Here is a 15,806-nt window from a genome sequence, read left to right on the forward strand (position 1 = left end):
CGGTAGCCTACCAGACGCTGAGGCGCGTCGAACGAGGGAAAAGACAGGTTTTTGGCGGACTAAACGAAATTTTTCGACTATGGGACGTCGCGGGCCGCGGGGGCGGCGCGCGGACGTCACCCCAGCCGGGCGCTCAGCCCGCGTGCAGATCGAGCGCCGGCTCGGATGCGGCGCGGCTGAGCGCACGGAGATCGGCAACCTCGAGCACCGCTTTGGCGGCGCCATGGCGCGCGACCTCCAGCATCGCCAGGCCGATGTCTTCGGTGCTCAGAATGTGGTTGGGAAACAGCGCGCGCAGCGTCGACAGAAGCGGCCTCGCCACCGTATAGAACAACCGGTACGAGCGAGTTTTCGAAACAGCGCCGTTCAGCGGCTCGATCACGCCGGGGCGGAACAGGTAGACGGCCTTGAACGGCAGCCGTAGCAGCGCATTCTCCGTCCTGCCCTTGACCCGCGCCCACATGGTACGGTCGTGTTCAGTGCTGTCGGTGCCCGCACCTGACACGTAGACGAAAGTCATCTGCGGATTCAGACGGGCAAGCGTCTGCGCAGCGGCCAACGTCAGGTCGTAGGTCAGGCGCGCATACTCGGCCTCCTGCATGCCTGCCGACGAGACGCCCAGACAGAAAAAGCACGCATCGAAACCCTTCAGCGACTCTTCCACCGCCCGGTAGTCCATCAGGTCCGGCTGAATCAGCTCGTTCAGACGCGGATCGAGCTGGCCGGTGCGGGTGCGGCCAACCGTCTGGACTACCTCGACATCAGGCGCGCGCAGGCATTCGCGCAATACGCCCTGCCCGACCATGCCGGTCGCGCCGAATATCAGAACCTTCATGATGTGTGCTCCATGATCGCGCCCGGCCAGCGCGCATTGGTCAAACCTTCGAATATGTCCCACAAGCGGGCGGTGACCGCTTTGTCCTGAGCGTGGCGGGCGATCTGAGCGTCGCCCGTCCGCCGCATGCGCGCTCAGGCTTTCGCCGATGCGCCCGGAAAGGCCGGCAGCGGCGTTGGCGCGGAGAAATCGATGGCCGCGCTGACTGCTCGCCATGCTTCGGCGGCTGCAGCGCGCGCCTTGTCACCTTCGCCGGCGAAATGCAACGCATCACTGCCCAGCAAGAGATGCGCCGGCAACGAATCGTGATACGCGAGCTTCAACACCACTTGCGCAACCTTTGCGGGATCGCCGGTTTCCTGGCCGACGTACTGGGACAGCATATCCGTGACGGCGCCGACCGACGGCACATAGTCCGGCAGCAATTCCGGCGCCTCACCCATCGCCCCCGTACCCCACTCCGTTTTCATGCCGCCTGGTTCGAGCGCAGTGACGTGGACGCCGAACGGCGCGAGTTCCTGGCTGATCACCTCAGTGAATCCGCCGACCGCCCACTTCGCGGCCTGATATGCGCTCAAACCCGCGATCCCGACACGGCCACCCACCGACGAAATCTGGATCACGTGGCCGGATCGCTGCTTCCGCAGCACCGGAAGCGCCGCACGCGTGACGTTAACCACACCATAGAAGTTGGTGTCGATCTGCGCACGAAAATCGTCTTCGGTTGTTTGCTCGAACGGCGCCAGATGCCCGAAGCCCGCGTTGTTGACGACCACATCGAGCCGCCCGAAAGCATCGACTGCGGCCTGCACCGCCTCGCGCGCCGCGGCCGGATCCGTGACATCCAGCGCAACCGCGCGAACCTGCTCGCCGTAGCGCGTCAGCAGATCGGCCAACTGACGCGGATCGCGTGCCGTAGCAACCACCCGCTCACCGGCACGCAACGCCGTTTCGACAATGTCGCGCCCAAGCCCGCGGGCACTTCCCGTAACCAACCAGACCTTCGACATAATGCGCTCCTTACATTTAATTGAGCATGTACGCGCTCATTAATAAGACAAAAAATTTAGTTCTGGGCAATCGCGTGCCAGAACGCCTCAAAGCCGGCCTTGCGATAACGGTCGGTATTGGCCGGTTCGCGAGCGATGAAATCCATGGTGGTTTCGGCCAACGCCGCCATGATTGCCGACAGGAAAGCCGGCGGATGATCACGCAACGCGCCGCTCGCCACGCTTGCCTGAATCATTGCGTTGATGTCTGCGAAGGACTCCATGCCAGTTGCACGCGTGCAGTCGGTCAGACGCTCCGACACGGACAGTTGTGCCATTGCCCGGCGTTTTTGCGGTTGCGCCACGCCCCAGTCGACAAACCTGTTCCACACGTGCTGGACGCGCACGCGCACGCTGGCTTGCTTCGGATAGGTCGTCATCATCACTTCGCGCAGCTCCGCCTTGATGTCCAGGTAGAGCTGGTTCACCAGCTCGTCCTTATTGTCGAAGTACGTGAACAGCGTTCCTTCAGCCACGCCCGCGACTTTTGCGATGCGCGCGGTGGGCGCGGCCAAACCCTGCTCGGCGATCACCTCAGTTGCAGCGCCAAGGATGGCGTTGCGTTTGTCTTCGCTTTTCGGACGGGCCATACGGTTCGCTTCGACTACAAACAATTAATGAGTGATTGCTCAATCATATCCGCAGGTGATCACTTGTTCAAGCCATTTTCTATTGCCTGATGCTGGCCAGCAGGTCATTGGCTCGGACACACGCCGGAAAATGAAATGAATATGTAAGATTAAAGTTTTCATCATGCGCCTAAAGATATTCAAATCAACAGAAAATGATGCATTCTTCGCGCATCGTACGCAAGCTTAGTAGAGAAATACCCGAGATTTCTTAAGTCTGTAAGAATCCGATCCGATAACCAGTAAATGGGATACCGATTTATTGCCGGACGTTCGACGCACTCGTGGGATGCGTCTTAGGGAAGGCACTAGGGGTAAACCGCGCGGGGCTGCCACGATGGTCGGCAGTCAGATAGACGCTCCCATGCCCGGACCTGAGAGTCCATTGCGAACACTTCAACGTTTCGTTATTGGAGAAAAAAATCGTGACACTCAAGAACCTCACCATCAAGACCAAACTCATTGCCGGCTTCGGCATGCTGTCTCTCATTGTCGTCGCGGTTTCCGGCCTTTCCCTGAAGGCGCTGAGCGATTCGACCGAGGGGTTTTCCAACTTCGTCCACGGCATCAACGCACGCGCCGATATGGCGGTGCAGGTTCGAACCGCCGTGGACCGCCGAGCGATCGCGGCGCGCAACCTTGTGCTCGTGACCAAACCCCAGGATCTCGAAGTAGAGAAAGCCGACGTGACGCGCGCTCACGAAGACGTGCAAACCGACCTGAAAAAGCTCAACGACATGATCGCTAGCGCGACCGATACGTCGGAGAAAGCACGCAGTCTCGTCGCCGAGATCAATCGGGTCGAAGCAGCTTATGGTCCGGTTGCCCTCAACATCGTCAATCTCGCGCTCACCAACAAGCGGGACGAAGCGATCGTCGAGATGGACGAGCATTGCCGGCCGCTGCTCGCCGCGCTGATTCGCGCGACCAACGCGTACGCCGACTACACGCGCTCACGCCAGGAACAACTGGTCAACGAGTACACGGCGCATTACGAAAACCAGCGCAATCTGCTGATCGCGATCTGCCTTATCGCGCTGGGGCTCGCCGTCGGCGCATGCGTGGTGATCACGCGTGCAGTGACGGGGCCGCTGCGTTTTGCGATCGACGTCGCGCGCACGGTGTCGGAAGGCGATCTGCGCACGCGCATCACGGTCGAGGGCAGCGACGAAACCAGCAAACTGCTGACCGCCCTGCGCGAGATGAATGAACGGCTAACGGTGACCGTCGGACGGGTGCGCGACAGCAGCACCAGCATCGCCGGCGCGGCACGTCAGATCGCGGCGGGCAATATGGACCTGAGCCAGCGTACCGAGCAGCAGGCTGCTTCGTTGCAGGAAACCGCTTCCAGCATGGAAGAACTCACCTCCACGGTTAAGCAGAACGCGGACAACGCGCAGCAAGGCAGCATGCTGGCTGCGAATGCATCGTCGGTGGCACAAAAGGGTAGCGAGGTCGTCGGGCAGGTGGTGAACACGATGCACGACATCAGCGACAGCTCGACGAAGATCGCGGACATCACCGGCATCATCGAAGGCATTGCGTTCCAGACGAACATCCTCGCGCTGAACGCGGCGGTCGAAGCCGCGCGTGCGGGCGAACAGGGGCGGGGTTTCGCGGTGGTCGCGAGCGAGGTCAGAAGCCTGGCTCAACGTTCGTCGAGTGCTGCCAAGGAGATCAAGGACCTGATCGCCACTTCCGTGGACAAGATTCGCGACGGGTCCGCGCTTGCCGGCGAGGCGGGCAAGACGATGACTGAAGTGACTCAGGCAGTCGCACGAGTCACGGACATCATGTCGGAGATCGCGGCGGCCTCGACCGAACAAAGCCGTGGGATCGAGCAGGTCAATCTTGCGATTACGCAGATGGACAACGTCACGCAGCAGAATGCGGCTTTGGTGGAAGAGGCTGCAGCGGCTTCGCGGTCGATGGAAGACCAGGGGGAACAGTTGACTGACGCCGTGGCGTTTTTTCAGGTGAAGGATGCGGCGGCTGCGGTAGCCGCGGCTCCTGCTCCTGCTCGGCGGGAGGCGCCGCGGCGCGAGGTGGCGGCTGCTGTTGCGGTTGCTCCGAAACGCGTTGCACGGGCTACGGCCGTTGCGCCGGTTAATGCACTTGCTACTGCGGCTGTAGATGACGGGTGGGATAAGTTCTGATCGGATCGTTCTGATTCAGGAAAGCGCCACGCTCCCGCATGACAAGCACGCGGGAGCGCAGTTAATCACGACGCTGCGCGTCGTCTTAGGTCAGCCCGTCAGGCAGTCTTTTCCGAAGCGGCAGGAAACGGCAGCGAGTGAATCCGCCTGCCGGTGGCCGCGAAGATCGCGTTCGCGACCGCCGGCCCGACCGGTGCGACACCCGGCTCGCCGACACCCGTCGGCGCTTCGCCCGACTGAACGATATGCACCTCGACCTTGGGCATCTCCGCGAACCGCAGCACCTGGTAGCCGTCGAAGTTGTTCTGCTCGACCTTGCCGTCCTTCAGCGTGATCGCGCTGTGCAACGCCGCGCCGAGACCGAAGCCGATGCCGCCTTCCATCTGTGCGGCGATGACGTCGGGATTGATCGGCGTGCCGCAATCCACTGCACAGACGACGCGCTCCACTTTCACGTTACCGTCCTTGTCGACGGAGACTTCCGCGACTTGCGCGACGTACGTCTTGAACGCCTCGGCTACCGCGATGCCGCGCCCGCGGCCTTTGGGCAACGGTTTCGCCGGATCCCAGCCCGCTTTCTGGGCGGCGAGTTCGAGCACGCCACGCATGCGCGGTTCATGTGCGAGCAGATCGCGGCGGAAGACGAACGGGTCCTTTCTCGCGGCGTGCGCGGCTTCGTCGATGAACGCCTCGACCGCGAATGCCGTATGCGAGCTGCCGACCACCCGCCACCACAACACGGGCACGCCGGTCTGCGTGGTCGTCAGTTCGACCGAGATGTTCGGAATCGCGTAGGCCACGTTAGCGGCCCCCTCGACGGACGTCCCGTCGATCCCGTTCTTGACCATCACGCTGGCGAACGGCGTGCCGGCAAGAATCGACTGACCGACGATGCGATGCCGCCAGCCGACGAGCTTGCCGTCCGCGCTCAGGCCCGCGTCGAGCTTGTGGAAGTACATCGGCCGGTAGAGGCCGCCGTGGATGTCGTCCTCGCGGGTCCACTGCAGCTTGACCGCCGTGCCGTTCGCGCCCAGCGCCTTCGCGATCGACACGGCCTCGACGATATAGTCCGACTGGGTGTTCGCACGTCTGCCGAAGCTTCCACCCGCATACAGCGTGTGGATCTTGACCTGCTGCGGATCGAGCCCCGCCGTATGTGCGGCGTTGGCCTGGTCGATGGTCTGAAACTGGTCGCCGGCCCAGATTTCGCAACTGTCAGCGGTGAGTTTGACAACCGCGTCGAGCGGTTCCATCGGCGCGTGAGCGAGATACGGGAACGCGTAGCTGGCGGAGATTTTCCTCACCGCACCTGCGAGCGCCTTCGTCGCATCACCGTCTTTTCGGGCGGACATGCCGGGCTGTTCGGCGAGCTGCCGGTATTCAGCCATGATCGCGTCCGAGCTGCGCTTTTCGCCCTTTGAATCGTCCCATTCGACCTTCAACGCATCGCGGCCCTGCTTCGCCGCCCAGAACCCCTTCGCGACCACCGCGACGCCGCCCGGCACCTGCACGACCGAGACGACGCCGGGCACCGCTTTCGCGGCCGACGCATCGAACGACTTGACCGTCGCGCCGAAGAGCGGCGGACGCTGCAGCAGTGCGACCAGCATGCCTGGGAACGTCACGTCGAGCGTGAACTGCGCGGTGCCGTTGGTTTTCGGCGGCACGTCGACGCGCGGCAGTTGGTGGCCAATCAAACGAAAATCCTTCGGCGACTTGAGCGTGACCGTATCCGGCACCGGCAAGCGGGCCGCGGCCGACGCAAGCGATCCGTAGGTCGCGGTCCGGTTCGTGGCTGCGTGATGAACGCTGCCGTCGCGCGTCGTCAGCTCTTGTGCAGGCACCTGCCACTGCGCAGCGGCGGCGGAAACAAGCATCGCGCGCGCTTTCGCGCCGGCTTCGCGCAATTGCATCCACGAGTTGGCCATCGCCGAACTGCCGCCCGTGCCCTGGATCGTGCCGAACGCGAGATTCGCATAGCGCTTCGCATCGGCGGGCGCGCTTTCGACACGCACGTCCTGCCAGTTCGCATCCAGCTCTTCCGCGACGATCGTCGCGATGCCGGTGTACGCGCCCTGGCCCATCTCGACATGCTTCGCGATGACCGTGACGCTGTTGTCGGGCGCGACGCGCAGGAATGCATTGGGTGCGAACGTCGCCTCGGGCATCGTGGCGGCGAGCGCGCGGCGGCCCGTGCCCGCCCATTCGAAGCCGATGGTGAGACCGACTGCCGCGAAGGCGCCGGCTGCTTTCAGGAAGGTTCGGCGCGACGGGCGTACCGCATCCGTGAGATCGAGATCGGTCGTCATGGTCAGGCCTTCAGGGTGGCAGCGGCTTCGTGGATGGCCGCGCGAATGCGGGTATAGGTCGCACAGCGGCAGATGTTGCCGTTCATCGCGGCGTCGATGTCGGCGTCAGTGGGCGTGGCGTTATGTTCGAGCAAGGCTGTCGCGGACATGATCTGTCCGGACTGACAGTACCCGCACTGCGGCACCTGAAGCTTGACCCATGCGGCCTGAATGGCTTTTGCGGGCCGGCTTTCAATGCCTTCGATAGTCGTGATGCGCTTGCCCGCGATAGCCGCAAGCGGCAGCACGCACGAGCGGGTGGCCTCGCCTTCCAGATGAACCGTGCAGGCGCCGCATTGCGCCATGCCGCAGCCGAACTTCGTGCCGTGCAGGCCCGCGTCCTCGCGGATCGTCCAGAGGAGCGGCGTGGTGGGATCGGCATCGAACGTAACGTTCTTGCCGTTGAGGACAAACGATGTAGACATGGAACCTCTCCGTGGGGAAAGCCCGGACTTGGCGCCGGGTGTACGCGGCAGTGTGTACCGACTGCCTGCTGTTGCGCTTACACAATCCTGCAAATTTATTGAACAATGCTGCAAATCCAGCAGGCCAGCCGCGCTTGCCCGGCAGCGGTTGGGTATGCTCGATTCCGTCCACGGATTTTCATGCGCATGAAACAGCATTCCTCCCGGCCCGATCCTTCGGCGGCACGCGAAACCGCGCGCCGCGAACTCGCCGCGCTCATCAGCCGCTTCGCGCCGACGGACGGCACCCATCAGACGGCGATCCCGTCGCTCACGTTCTATCGCTACTCGCAGCCCGTGGATCTCGGTTGCGGCGTGACGAACTCCGCATTCGTGTTCGCGGCGCAGGGCGCCAAGCGGGTCATGGTCGCGGGGCAGGCGTACGTCTACGATCATCTGCATTGCCTCGTGACGTCCGTCGATCTGCCAGTGATGTCGCGGGTGACGCGGGCGTCGCCCGACGCGCCTTATCTGTGTGTGAAGTTCTCGCTCGATCCGCAGCGGATCGTCGAACTGGCGACGCAACTGCGTCTGCCTGAACCGGATGCCGCGTCGGCAGGCGAAGGCATCGCTGTGGCCACGCTGTCGGCACCGGTTTTCGATGCTGCGCTGCGACTCGTACGATTGCTCGATACTCCGGGTGACATTCCGGTACTCGCACCGCTCATCGAAAAGGAATTGCTCTACCGGCTGATGACGAGCGAGCAAGGGAAACGGCTGCGGCAGGTCGCGGTAAACGGGAGTCAGACGTACCGGATCGCGCGGGCAATCGAGTGGATCCAGAATCACTACACCGAGCTTTTGCGGATGGAGACGCTGGCACAGGCGGTGAACATGAGCGTGTCGTCGCTCCATCATCACTTCAAGAACGTCACGACACTGACTCCGCTGCAGTATCAGAAGCAACTGCGGCTACATGAGGCGCGCAGATTGCTGCTGCGGCATAGCGGAGATGTCGGGTCGATTGCGGTCCGGGTCGGGTATGAGAGCCCTTCGCAGTTCAGTCGCGAATATAGCCGGCACTTCGGCGCGCCGCCGCTTCGCGACATCGCGCAGTTGAGGCGTTTGGATGGGGTGGAGTTTCGGGAGTAGGGGCAAGTCGCATGCGCGACATCTCCCTTTGAAGGCGATGGAGGCGATTGGACTTCGTTAGAAACAGAAAACCCCGCGAACCTTTCGGCTGCGGGGCTTTTGGACAATCTCGGACCACTTCGGATGTGATCTTTGGTGGGAGGAGGGCTACTGAACTGTTGTAAAAACGCAAATCAGATAGGCTGACTTTTCCTTGACGCCTTTTTCGCGTGCCCCGTTTCCTGCCCCTAGAACACTTACGCTGCAAATCTCGTCATTCTATTCGACCACGGAAACACGAACAGGCGGTGATTTTTGAATTCACTGTGACCGCCCGCTACGGCCATCCAGCGCGCTCATGGTCGACCTTCATCATACTTCTCTAAAGAAGAACCTGCGATGGTCGTTAACCAGCCTTGTACTTCGTGAAAGTGGCGGATAAATGCTTGAGGACGTATGGGAATGGTTCAGGTGCACCAGCTCGGACCTATTCGACCTATTCAAAGAGTGGCTTCTAAAATGCTGGCTTTTCATCGGCACTCCAACAGTCGGCGTGCTGCTGACCGCGATACCCGCAGCACTCGCCGCGTACTTCACATTGCAAGCCTCCTTGCGAGCGAACGAGACGAGCGAACGTTCTTTGCAGGTGTCACAGGCCTCGCAGAAGTTGGCTGAGGCCGCTGAAATTCGTCAGCAGCGCGAAAACAGCGCAGCAATATTCGCTCGGCTTGATAAAGAGAAGTGCTGGCAAGAAACCCGCACTGATGCCAATTGCCGGTTCTTTTTCACTTTATCGAACGCTGGTAAGAATACAGCAGCGCACGTCGTAACTATCGCTCGAATCGCAAGGGAATTTGCTGTGGCCAATGATATCGAAGACCTTCTTGGCGGAGATTTGCCAAGTGGTCAAGTCGCCACGTATTCCTCCAGAGAATTTCCGCTAAGCTGGTCCCCAGAACAAGGCGGAGAGGTCGTGCTTGCGGTGGCGTTCGAAGATTCAACCTCCCATACCTGTGGTGTTAAGAGCTGGGCATTTCGTCCCGAGCCTGCGGGCGTCCAGAACGGTAGTATTGATTTCGTGGGTGCGACTGACGAGCACGGGGTCGCCAGGAATGCAGAGGCTGAGGCGACGAGGCGACTTCAAAGCGAGTTAGGCAATGGCGCCTGTTCTAACCTCAGTTGAAGTCTCGGATTTGTGTCCGATTCGGAAACAAATAAGAGATATGCCCCAATCGAAGTCGGACGACACCTATCAGGCAACCCCGCTCGTCATGATTGCCATCATCGGCGGGCCGCAAAGCAGCGGTAGACAGCGTGGCCTGCTGCATCCGTCGCTCGCCAAATCATTCAACAGGCACATCTAGCTTACGAACAACGGGAATTCACGATGGCGGTGTACTTCGCCGGCCGCGCGAATACCACGGTGGGCACCATGCAGAAAAGCGACCTTTTCGGCGACCCGGCCGAGCCTGACCGGTCCGTGCCTTTGGACGAAGTCTGGCGTCAAGCCCAGGAAGTGCTGGAAAAGCTCGAACAGGCTGAAGCACAAGGCTGAGCCGCCTCCATCAAATGCCGACGACGTGCTCGTAGAACCAGTCGTTGAAAGCGTCGAATCCCTGCACGGTCAGCCCGAGCCGATGGGCATTTTCGCAGGCTCTCACCAGCATCCAGCAAGCAGCCTCGTCAAGGTCCGCGTCGAAGTTTGGCGCGTCCTTGTCGTCGAAATGGCGCAATGCGTTACTGACGCGATTCTGAGTGTCTACGTAAGCCCCCTTCTTGAGAGCGACTCCGTGCAGCAGGTCGTGCACCGGCGCCGTCTCCATGAACGTCCAGTCCAGTACCGCATCTTTGCCCGAATGTCGCAACGCCTGCCCCAGGACCCGTTCCGCCGCGCTGGCCAAGGTGATGACCGAGGCAAAGCTCTTTCCGTCGAGGAAAAGAGTGATTGCCAGCTCCAGCTGCTCGAGCGCCAGGTCTATCCGGTTGCAGGATTGTGCAGGCATGGCAATGCTCCGAGGCGGATTGCTCACATTGCGCCAATGTAGCCCCAACCGCCTGTCTCCGGCGTAGGGAATCAAAGTTTTCATCGAGGCTTACGCCAGCGCACGGTCACTCCCAGACACAAAGAAGTCGTAGGTCCAGGCGCACCGCTGGAATCGGATTGTTGTCGCTGGACCCCGGAAACACAAACACGCGGGAGCACGAATGTCATAGCTCACGTGTCGCCAAACCTCACGTCGGCTATTCGGGCGGCTGTGTCGACTTCAAACGCATCGCATAGCGCGTTATTTAAGAATAGTCACAACCACGAGTGCGACAACCATCGGGATAATTAGAGCATAGACGGGGATGGTGAGCCGGACTGCGAGCCTGTCGATGTTCTCTTGCGACTTGGCAAACTCAAGTAGTCATTTCATGCCTTGCCCCCAGGAAGATTGAAGACGGAACGCTCAGAAGAGCGAGATGCTCAGTGCATTCGAAATTGACATCCCCGTCAGTTCGCCGACCCGTACTGCGATATCTAGCACGGGCGAGACCTCATGCGCCTTTGTCTAGTTGAAAACGGCCAATCCGGCGCTATTACCCAATGAGACTACAGAGGGAGTGTCCCGTATGACGCCGTTCACGCGCGACCGGCGTCATGGCAGTCGTCGGACATCCACTCGCCATAGATTTTCGGCATAATGCCCCCACCGCGATTGGGGGACATGTGGCAATAAAACTCTCAGCAACCATGGCCAACTTCGATGTCGAGCTTTTTCAGGAGTTCATCAGTGACCCGGACTTGGGCCAGGCCATTGAGGCGCTCAAGCGCGCGAACGACATCTTCGATATCATCGACCCGTTGGAGACCCAGCATTCGCAAATTCTCCAGTGGTTGCTCAACCCCCGCGAGGGACACGGGCAAGGCGATGCGATATTTAAGGATTTCCTGACCGCAGCATGGGCAAACTGCGAGGTCGAGGATGGACTGAATGCCGACTTCTTCACGCACTGGACACCAGCACGCATCAACCTGACCGGATTCCACTCGATACTGCTGCTCCTTGAGTTCCATATTTCGACCGAAAACAAGCTCGACTTCTTTATCGTCGACCCGGTCAACAGGTTCATCATCCTCGTCGAGAACAAGTACAAGGCACGACACGACAATGGCCAGCTCATACGGTATCGCGAGTCAGTGCAGATACTCATAAAGCGTGACCCCAACTTCAAGGACTATCACGTGGCGCTTATCGCGCTGGACAGGGGGCATTCAACCCAGCTGCAGTTGAGCGAATTGACGAACCACTGGGTTTATCTGGACTACAGCTGGCTGAAATCCGGGGCGACGCGCGCCGAGGCTCAGTTGCGACGGGGCAACCAGTCAGCAAGTTTGCTTATTTCATACTGCCAGCGGCAGGCGGACTACGAGTCCGAAGCGGACAAGGTGGTCGACACCATTCTGTCCCGGCTGACGCGCCGCTACAGCGCGTTGCTAAAACCCCTCGCGCAAGCCCGCTCCACGCGGGTGACCGAGGCTCAGGGGATGACACTGGGCGACCCGGCGAGCGACCTCTGGTTGTTCGCGCATCACCATCCGGAACTGGTCGACAGATTGGCGCGCCTCAAGAGCCTATCGTTCGTCAAGGCTGAACTGGAGGAGGCGTTACCGGCCGTGCGGTTCGAGTACGAGACCGGAGATGCTTGGATGCGAATCTTCGATGACGCTTGGTATGAGTACACGGAACCCGACGAGAACGACGCGTATTGGTGGCCGTTTTTCCTGCGAGTGTGGGCATTGCAGGCTCATGGCGAAGATACTGCGACAGAACCGATGTACGGCGTCAGCATCGTTTATCGGGAGGGAAAACTGCGCGCTGACCTAGCCGAACGACTTCATGCCTCGATGGAGAAAGCCTTCCCAGAGCTTGCCAGCGGGAAACAGAATGCGGACCGGCGCAGGGTGCTGACCATTGAGGTCAAGGAGGCTGACATCCGTCGCGAGCTTGTTTCGCGATATCACCTTCTCTCCTCCGCATTGCGACGCGCATGAATACTCACTCTCGTGCGCCATCGTCTTGGGAATGCATCGACTGTATGGGTACAAGGTGGAAATGGCGCATCTCGCGCGGGCAAATCCCCTGACAAAGTCTCCAATGAAAAATAGCGGGAAGGTAGGCGAGCGTGCATGGCTGTATCGGGTGGCGGCCGACTCAACGGGCAAGGCAAGGTTGAAACACGCCTACAAAATCCAATGAGATTCATTGAGGATGAACAGTTGACTACAGTCGTCTGGCGCGTACCCGGCATCTCCCTGAGAACGGATAACTGACACTCAGCGCCTTCCCGGCGCGCAACAAGCATCTTCTGCAGCAACCCAGCGAAAGGAATACGCAGACGTGAGCACAAAAACAATCGAAAACTTCTTCACCGGCAAGACGCTGGTCATTCCTAGTTACCAGCGTGATTACGCTTGGAGGGAACGTAACGTCGACGACTTGTTCGACGATGTAGAAGAAGCCCTCGAAGTTGGCGGGGGGCACTACTTAGGTACCTTCATCCTGTCTCAACAGGACAGAAACGCACCCGTACACGTGGTGGACGGTCAGCAGCGCCTGACCACACTAACCATGCTGCTCGATGCGCTGATTGATGCCGTCGACGACGCCAACATCAAACAGCACTATCGCAACACTTTCATAGAGCATCCCGTCACAGGTGCCAAGTTTCGCGTGTTGGGGGACAACGAGGTATTTTTTCGCGAACTACTGGACCGGAGAAATCCCGTTCCGGTATCCGACGGCCAAGAGCGCCTACGAAATGCCTATCTATGGATTCGTCATCGTGTCAATTCCATCAAAGTGAAGGGTGGACAGGAACTCGTGAAGCAGTGGTTGCTGTGCCTTAGTAACCTCGAAGTTCTTGAGTTTATCGAGTCCAACGAAGGCAAAGCAATTCGGATGTTTCAGTCGGTTAATGACCGCGGCGTCCCGTTAGCCAAGATGGATATCGTAAAGAGCCTGTTGGTCTACTATTCAAATCGCTATCTTGACGGCGAACTGGATGAGTTCGTCTCATCGCAGTTCGGGCAAGCATTCCGTAGCTTCAGCCGAATCAAGAAGTTAGCCTGCGAATCTGGCTACAAAGTCCGACAAATCGACCGTGATGCATTCCGCGAAGACGACGTATTGCGATACCACTACCTCGCGTTTGATGGTACCCGCTTTGGGGTTGCTGCAGGCGGTGACTACTCGGCTACGTCGGAGACGGTACTCGAAGCCTTTCTGAAACCTGCGCTGAAAGACCTGCGCGGCGACCAAGAAAAGCTGAACGAGTTCATCAAGGCGTACACAACTGACCTGACTGAATTCTTCGCTGGTCTGGAGGCATTGATTCAGTCAACCCGCACGGATATGCAGTCATACCTCCTGTGGGTGGTGCAAGACTTGTCGGCCACCCTGTACCCACTGGTCATCCGGCTGCATTTGAAAGGGTGGCTGAACGAGCGAGGCACAGTTGACGCGCGCGACCTAATGGACATCATTGAGTTGGCCGACTTGCGCGTTTTCAAGCTACGCGGCACGAATCCTCAGGCTGACATTTTCCGCATTACGCGCGAATTGCATCAGCGTAGCATCGATTGGGTCATCAGCGCACTGCAGCATTTTTGCAACTGGGGTATGCCAGACGCGATGATGGCTTCCCGTCTAGTGGACGAAGACATGTATCGCAATCCGGCGCTGCCTAGGATGCTTTTGCAAGAAGAGGTAATGGCTAGAGCCGCCGTGGATGAGCCGAAGTTGAGTTTGCAGGATTTGGCAACGCTCAATCAAAACGGTCTGACAGTAGAACACATCCTTCCCCAAGACCCGGAAAACAGCTTCAGCATCGACGGCTATGGATTTGGAAATGACGAAGACTATCTAATGCACAAGCACAAATTCGGAAATCTGGTCTTGCTTGAAGGTAGTATCAACAGCGCGTGCAAAAACCGTACGGTAGAGGACAAAATGACAGTCCCTACCTTGTACATGTCCTCGTCTATGTGCGCGCCCAAGGCGCTGGCCGCGTCTTGTGCGGGAGACAAGCGCTTTAGCAGGTCTCAACTTATTGACCGTTCAAAGCGTTTGTCAGCGGTCGTGGTAGACCATTGGCCAATTCGGAAATCCTTCGCTGTTCACCCGACTGAAGACATCGTCATCCAAGCGGACGCTGCGGTCAAATAGAGAGGGCGTCTGCCGGTGCGGCTCGAGCTATGGTCGCACTTACGGAGGCTGCTCCCCACAATTCAGGGAGTCTGGGCATCAATTGATTGCGCCAGCAAACAATGCTCCAGAAGCTATGCCGCAGCCTCCAGCGAGCTGTTGGAGAACGCCGCGGACTGAAGCTAGCGCCGTGTGGCTGCGCTTGATTGGAATCGGGTACTCGGCGAAGCGGCGCAGGTTGTCCTGCTACCATCAACTCGGACAAGCCGGCATCTCTCGCCGGTTCACCGCACGCCTTGAAGACGTTGATTAATTCAGTGACGGTCGTGCCAGAACGACCGGCCGAGCCGCCGAATTGAGACATAAAATGTCTCAATCAAACGTAGAATCCGCTTCTGCAGGTATCGACGCCAGCGCGCAAACTCCCCGCCGACGGCACGGACAGAAACGACAACGAAACGAACGCGAGGACCAGTGACCACAAGCCTTGACGAAGCAATTCTGCGCATCCTGCCGACGGAGCGTGATGCGACGGCATGGATGACCACACCGGAAGTCAGGCAACAGCTTGAAGAACGTGGGCATCGCACAAAGTATCCGAAGAAGGTCTTGCGCGAGCTGGCAAAGCTCGAGAGGGAAAAATTTGTTCTATCGACTTCGAATGGCCGGGAACTGCTCTGGCAAAGAAAACCGTGGTTGCAAGGCGCCCGCGACAGTGCGAGTCTGATGGGAGCAGCCGAAGCTGTCGCGTTTCACATTCTGCAGCGCTTCGCGGGCAACAAACTGCCTGCCGCTGTTACCAAAGACCTCGAGCCGCTTTTCTCAGCCGCCGAAGTGCGCCTTTCCCAGGAGAAAGCAGATAGCCGGATTTACCGGGCTTGGCCTGACAAAGTCGACTCAGTCGACGGCACCTTCGCTCTCCTCCGCCCAAATCTGCGCGAGGACATTTTCCACGTCATCGCAACGGCAGCATTCTTCGAAAGAGAAGTGTCTGTGAAGTACCGACCAGCGTGCGGATTTCGGCGATGGTGATCAGCCGTTTCGGTGAACGTGATCAGTATGGAAG

The 15,806-nt window shown here is 59.4% G+C and carries 14 protein-coding genes; 8 read left to right on the top strand and 6 right to left on the bottom strand.

Annotation, left to right across the window (positions count from 1 at the left end; genetic code table 11):
- Positions 1 to 133 precede the first annotated feature (133 nt).
- The 3 genes from M0D67_RS36340 to M0D67_RS36350 form a co-directional block, all read right to left on the bottom strand.
- Positions 134 to 835: an NAD(P)H-binding protein gene (locus tag M0D67_RS36340; protein ID WP_266241943.1), complete on the bottom strand. Its 702-nt coding sequence runs from the start codon at positions 833 to 835 to the stop codon at positions 134 to 136.
- 134 nt (positions 836 to 969) lie between these two features.
- Positions 970 to 1,845: an SDR family NAD(P)-dependent oxidoreductase gene (locus tag M0D67_RS36345; protein ID WP_266241945.1), complete on the bottom strand. Its 876-nt coding sequence runs from the start codon at positions 1,843 to 1,845 to the stop codon at positions 970 to 972.
- Between the two features lie 56 nt (positions 1,846 to 1,901).
- Positions 1,902 to 2,474, bottom strand: a complete 573-nt coding sequence (locus M0D67_RS36350; protein WP_266241947.1) for a TetR/AcrR family transcriptional regulator — start codon at positions 2,472 to 2,474, stop codon at positions 1,902 to 1,904.
- Between the two features lie 464 nt (positions 2,475 to 2,938).
- On the opposite strand from M0D67_RS36350, the gene M0D67_RS36355 reads away from it, so the two are divergent.
- Positions 2,939 to 4,669, top strand: coding sequence for a methyl-accepting chemotaxis protein (locus M0D67_RS36355; protein WP_266241949.1), 1,731 nt, complete (start codon positions 2,939 to 2,941; stop codon positions 4,667 to 4,669).
- Between the two features lie 98 nt (positions 4,670 to 4,767).
- On the opposite strand, the gene M0D67_RS36360 is transcribed toward M0D67_RS36355, so the two are convergent.
- Both M0D67_RS36360 and M0D67_RS36365 read right to left on the bottom strand, forming a co-directional pair.
- The gene (locus M0D67_RS36360; protein ID WP_266241951.1) at positions 4,768 to 6,978 is read right to left on the bottom strand and encodes a xanthine dehydrogenase family protein molybdopterin-binding subunit; all 2,211 of its coding nucleotides are present in this window, start codon (positions 6,976 to 6,978) and stop codon (positions 4,768 to 4,770) included.
- Between the two features lie 2 nt (positions 6,979 to 6,980).
- Positions 6,981 to 7,442, bottom strand: a complete 462-nt coding sequence (locus M0D67_RS36365; protein ID WP_266241953.1) for a (2Fe-2S)-binding protein — start codon at positions 7,440 to 7,442, stop codon at positions 6,981 to 6,983.
- A 186-nt stretch (positions 7,443 to 7,628) separates the two neighbouring features.
- Between M0D67_RS36365 and M0D67_RS36370 the strand changes: the two genes are divergently transcribed.
- The 4 genes from M0D67_RS36370 (at position 7,629) to M0D67_RS36385 (ending at position 10,107) form a co-directional block, all read left to right on the top strand.
- Positions 7,629 to 8,573: an AraC family transcriptional regulator gene (locus M0D67_RS36370; RefSeq protein WP_266241955.1), complete on the top strand. Its 945-nt coding sequence runs from the start codon at positions 7,629 to 7,631 to the stop codon at positions 8,571 to 8,573.
- 421 nt (positions 8,574 to 8,994) lie between these two features.
- Positions 8,995 to 9,735, top strand: coding sequence for a hypothetical protein (locus M0D67_RS36375; protein ID WP_266241956.1), 741 nt, complete (start codon positions 8,995 to 8,997; stop codon positions 9,733 to 9,735).
- 40 nt (positions 9,736 to 9,775) lie between these two features.
- Positions 9,776 to 9,916, top strand: a complete 141-nt coding sequence (locus M0D67_RS36380; protein WP_266241958.1) for a hypothetical protein — start codon at positions 9,776 to 9,778, stop codon at positions 9,914 to 9,916.
- Between the two features lie 23 nt (positions 9,917 to 9,939).
- Positions 9,940 to 10,107 carry a hypothetical protein gene (locus M0D67_RS36385; protein ID WP_266241960.1) on the top strand — a complete coding sequence of 56 codons (168 nt, stop codon included), beginning with the start codon at positions 9,940 to 9,942 and terminating at the stop codon, positions 10,105 to 10,107.
- Between the two features lie 10 nt (positions 10,108 to 10,117).
- Here the strand turns inward: M0D67_RS36385 and M0D67_RS36390 are convergent, their stop codons facing one another.
- Entirely contained in the window at positions 10,118 to 10,555 is a 438-nt protein-coding gene (locus M0D67_RS36390) for a hypothetical protein (RefSeq protein WP_266241961.1), read from the bottom strand.
- 731 nt (positions 10,556 to 11,286) lie between these two features.
- On the opposite strand from M0D67_RS36390, the gene M0D67_RS36395 reads away from it, so the two are divergent.
- The 3 genes from M0D67_RS36395 (at position 11,287) to M0D67_RS36405 (ending at position 15,772) form a co-directional block, all read left to right on the top strand.
- Positions 11,287 to 12,588 (top strand): PD-(D/E)XK nuclease family protein, encoded by a 1,302-nt coding sequence (locus tag M0D67_RS36395; RefSeq protein WP_266241962.1) that lies wholly within the window; start codon positions 11,287 to 11,289, stop codon positions 12,586 to 12,588.
- Between the two features lie 346 nt (positions 12,589 to 12,934).
- Entirely contained in the window at positions 12,935 to 14,761 is a 1,827-nt protein-coding gene (locus M0D67_RS36400) for a DUF262 domain-containing protein (protein ID WP_266241963.1), read from the top strand.
- A 453-nt stretch (positions 14,762 to 15,214) separates the two neighbouring features.
- Positions 15,215 to 15,772, top strand: coding sequence for a hypothetical protein (locus tag M0D67_RS36405; RefSeq protein WP_266241964.1), 558 nt, complete (start codon positions 15,215 to 15,217; stop codon positions 15,770 to 15,772).
- The last annotated feature ends 34 nt before the right edge of the window (positions 15,773 to 15,806 follow it).

The sequence above is a fragment of the Paraburkholderia sp. SECH4 genome (assembly GCF_030511745.1).
In the GTDB taxonomy this organism is placed as follows: domain Bacteria; phylum Pseudomonadota; class Gammaproteobacteria; order Burkholderiales; family Burkholderiaceae; genus Paraburkholderia; species Paraburkholderia madseniana.

Bases quoted from the DNA above. Each gene is read 5' to 3' on its own strand.
- M0D67_RS36390 (WP_266241961.1), bottom strand. From the start codon at position 10,555: ATGCCTGCACAATCCTGCAACCGGATAGACCTGGCGCTCGAGCAGCTG.
- M0D67_RS36370 (WP_266241955.1), top strand. From the start codon at position 7,629: ATGAAACAGCATTCCTCCCGGCCCGATCCTTCGGCGGCACGCGAAACC.
- M0D67_RS36360 (WP_266241951.1), bottom strand. From the start codon at position 6,978: ATGACGACCGATCTCGATCTCACGGATGCGGTACGCCCGTCGCGCCGA.
- M0D67_RS36385 (WP_266241960.1), top strand. From the start codon at position 9,940: ATGGCGGTGTACTTCGCCGGCCGCGCGAATACCACGGTGGGCACCATG.
- M0D67_RS36380 (WP_266241958.1), top strand. From the start codon at position 9,776: ATGCCCCAATCGAAGTCGGACGACACCTATCAGGCAACCCCGCTCGTC.
- M0D67_RS36365 (WP_266241953.1), bottom strand. From the start codon at position 7,442: ATGTCTACATCGTTTGTCCTCAACGGCAAGAACGTTACGTTCGATGCC.
- M0D67_RS36350 (WP_266241947.1), bottom strand. From the start codon at position 2,474: ATGGCCCGTCCGAAAAGCGAAGACAAACGCAACGCCATCCTTGGCGCT.
- M0D67_RS36340 (WP_266241943.1), bottom strand. From the start codon at position 835: ATGAAGGTTCTGATATTCGGCGCGACCGGCATGGTCGGGCAGGGCGTA.
- M0D67_RS36375 (WP_266241956.1), top strand. From the start codon at position 8,995: ATGCTTGAGGACGTATGGGAATGGTTCAGGTGCACCAGCTCGGACCTA.
- M0D67_RS36395 (WP_266241962.1), top strand. From the start codon at position 11,287: ATGGCCAACTTCGATGTCGAGCTTTTTCAGGAGTTCATCAGTGACCCG.
- M0D67_RS36345 (WP_266241945.1), bottom strand. From the start codon at position 1,845: ATGTCGAAGGTCTGGTTGGTTACGGGAAGTGCCCGCGGGCTTGGGCGC.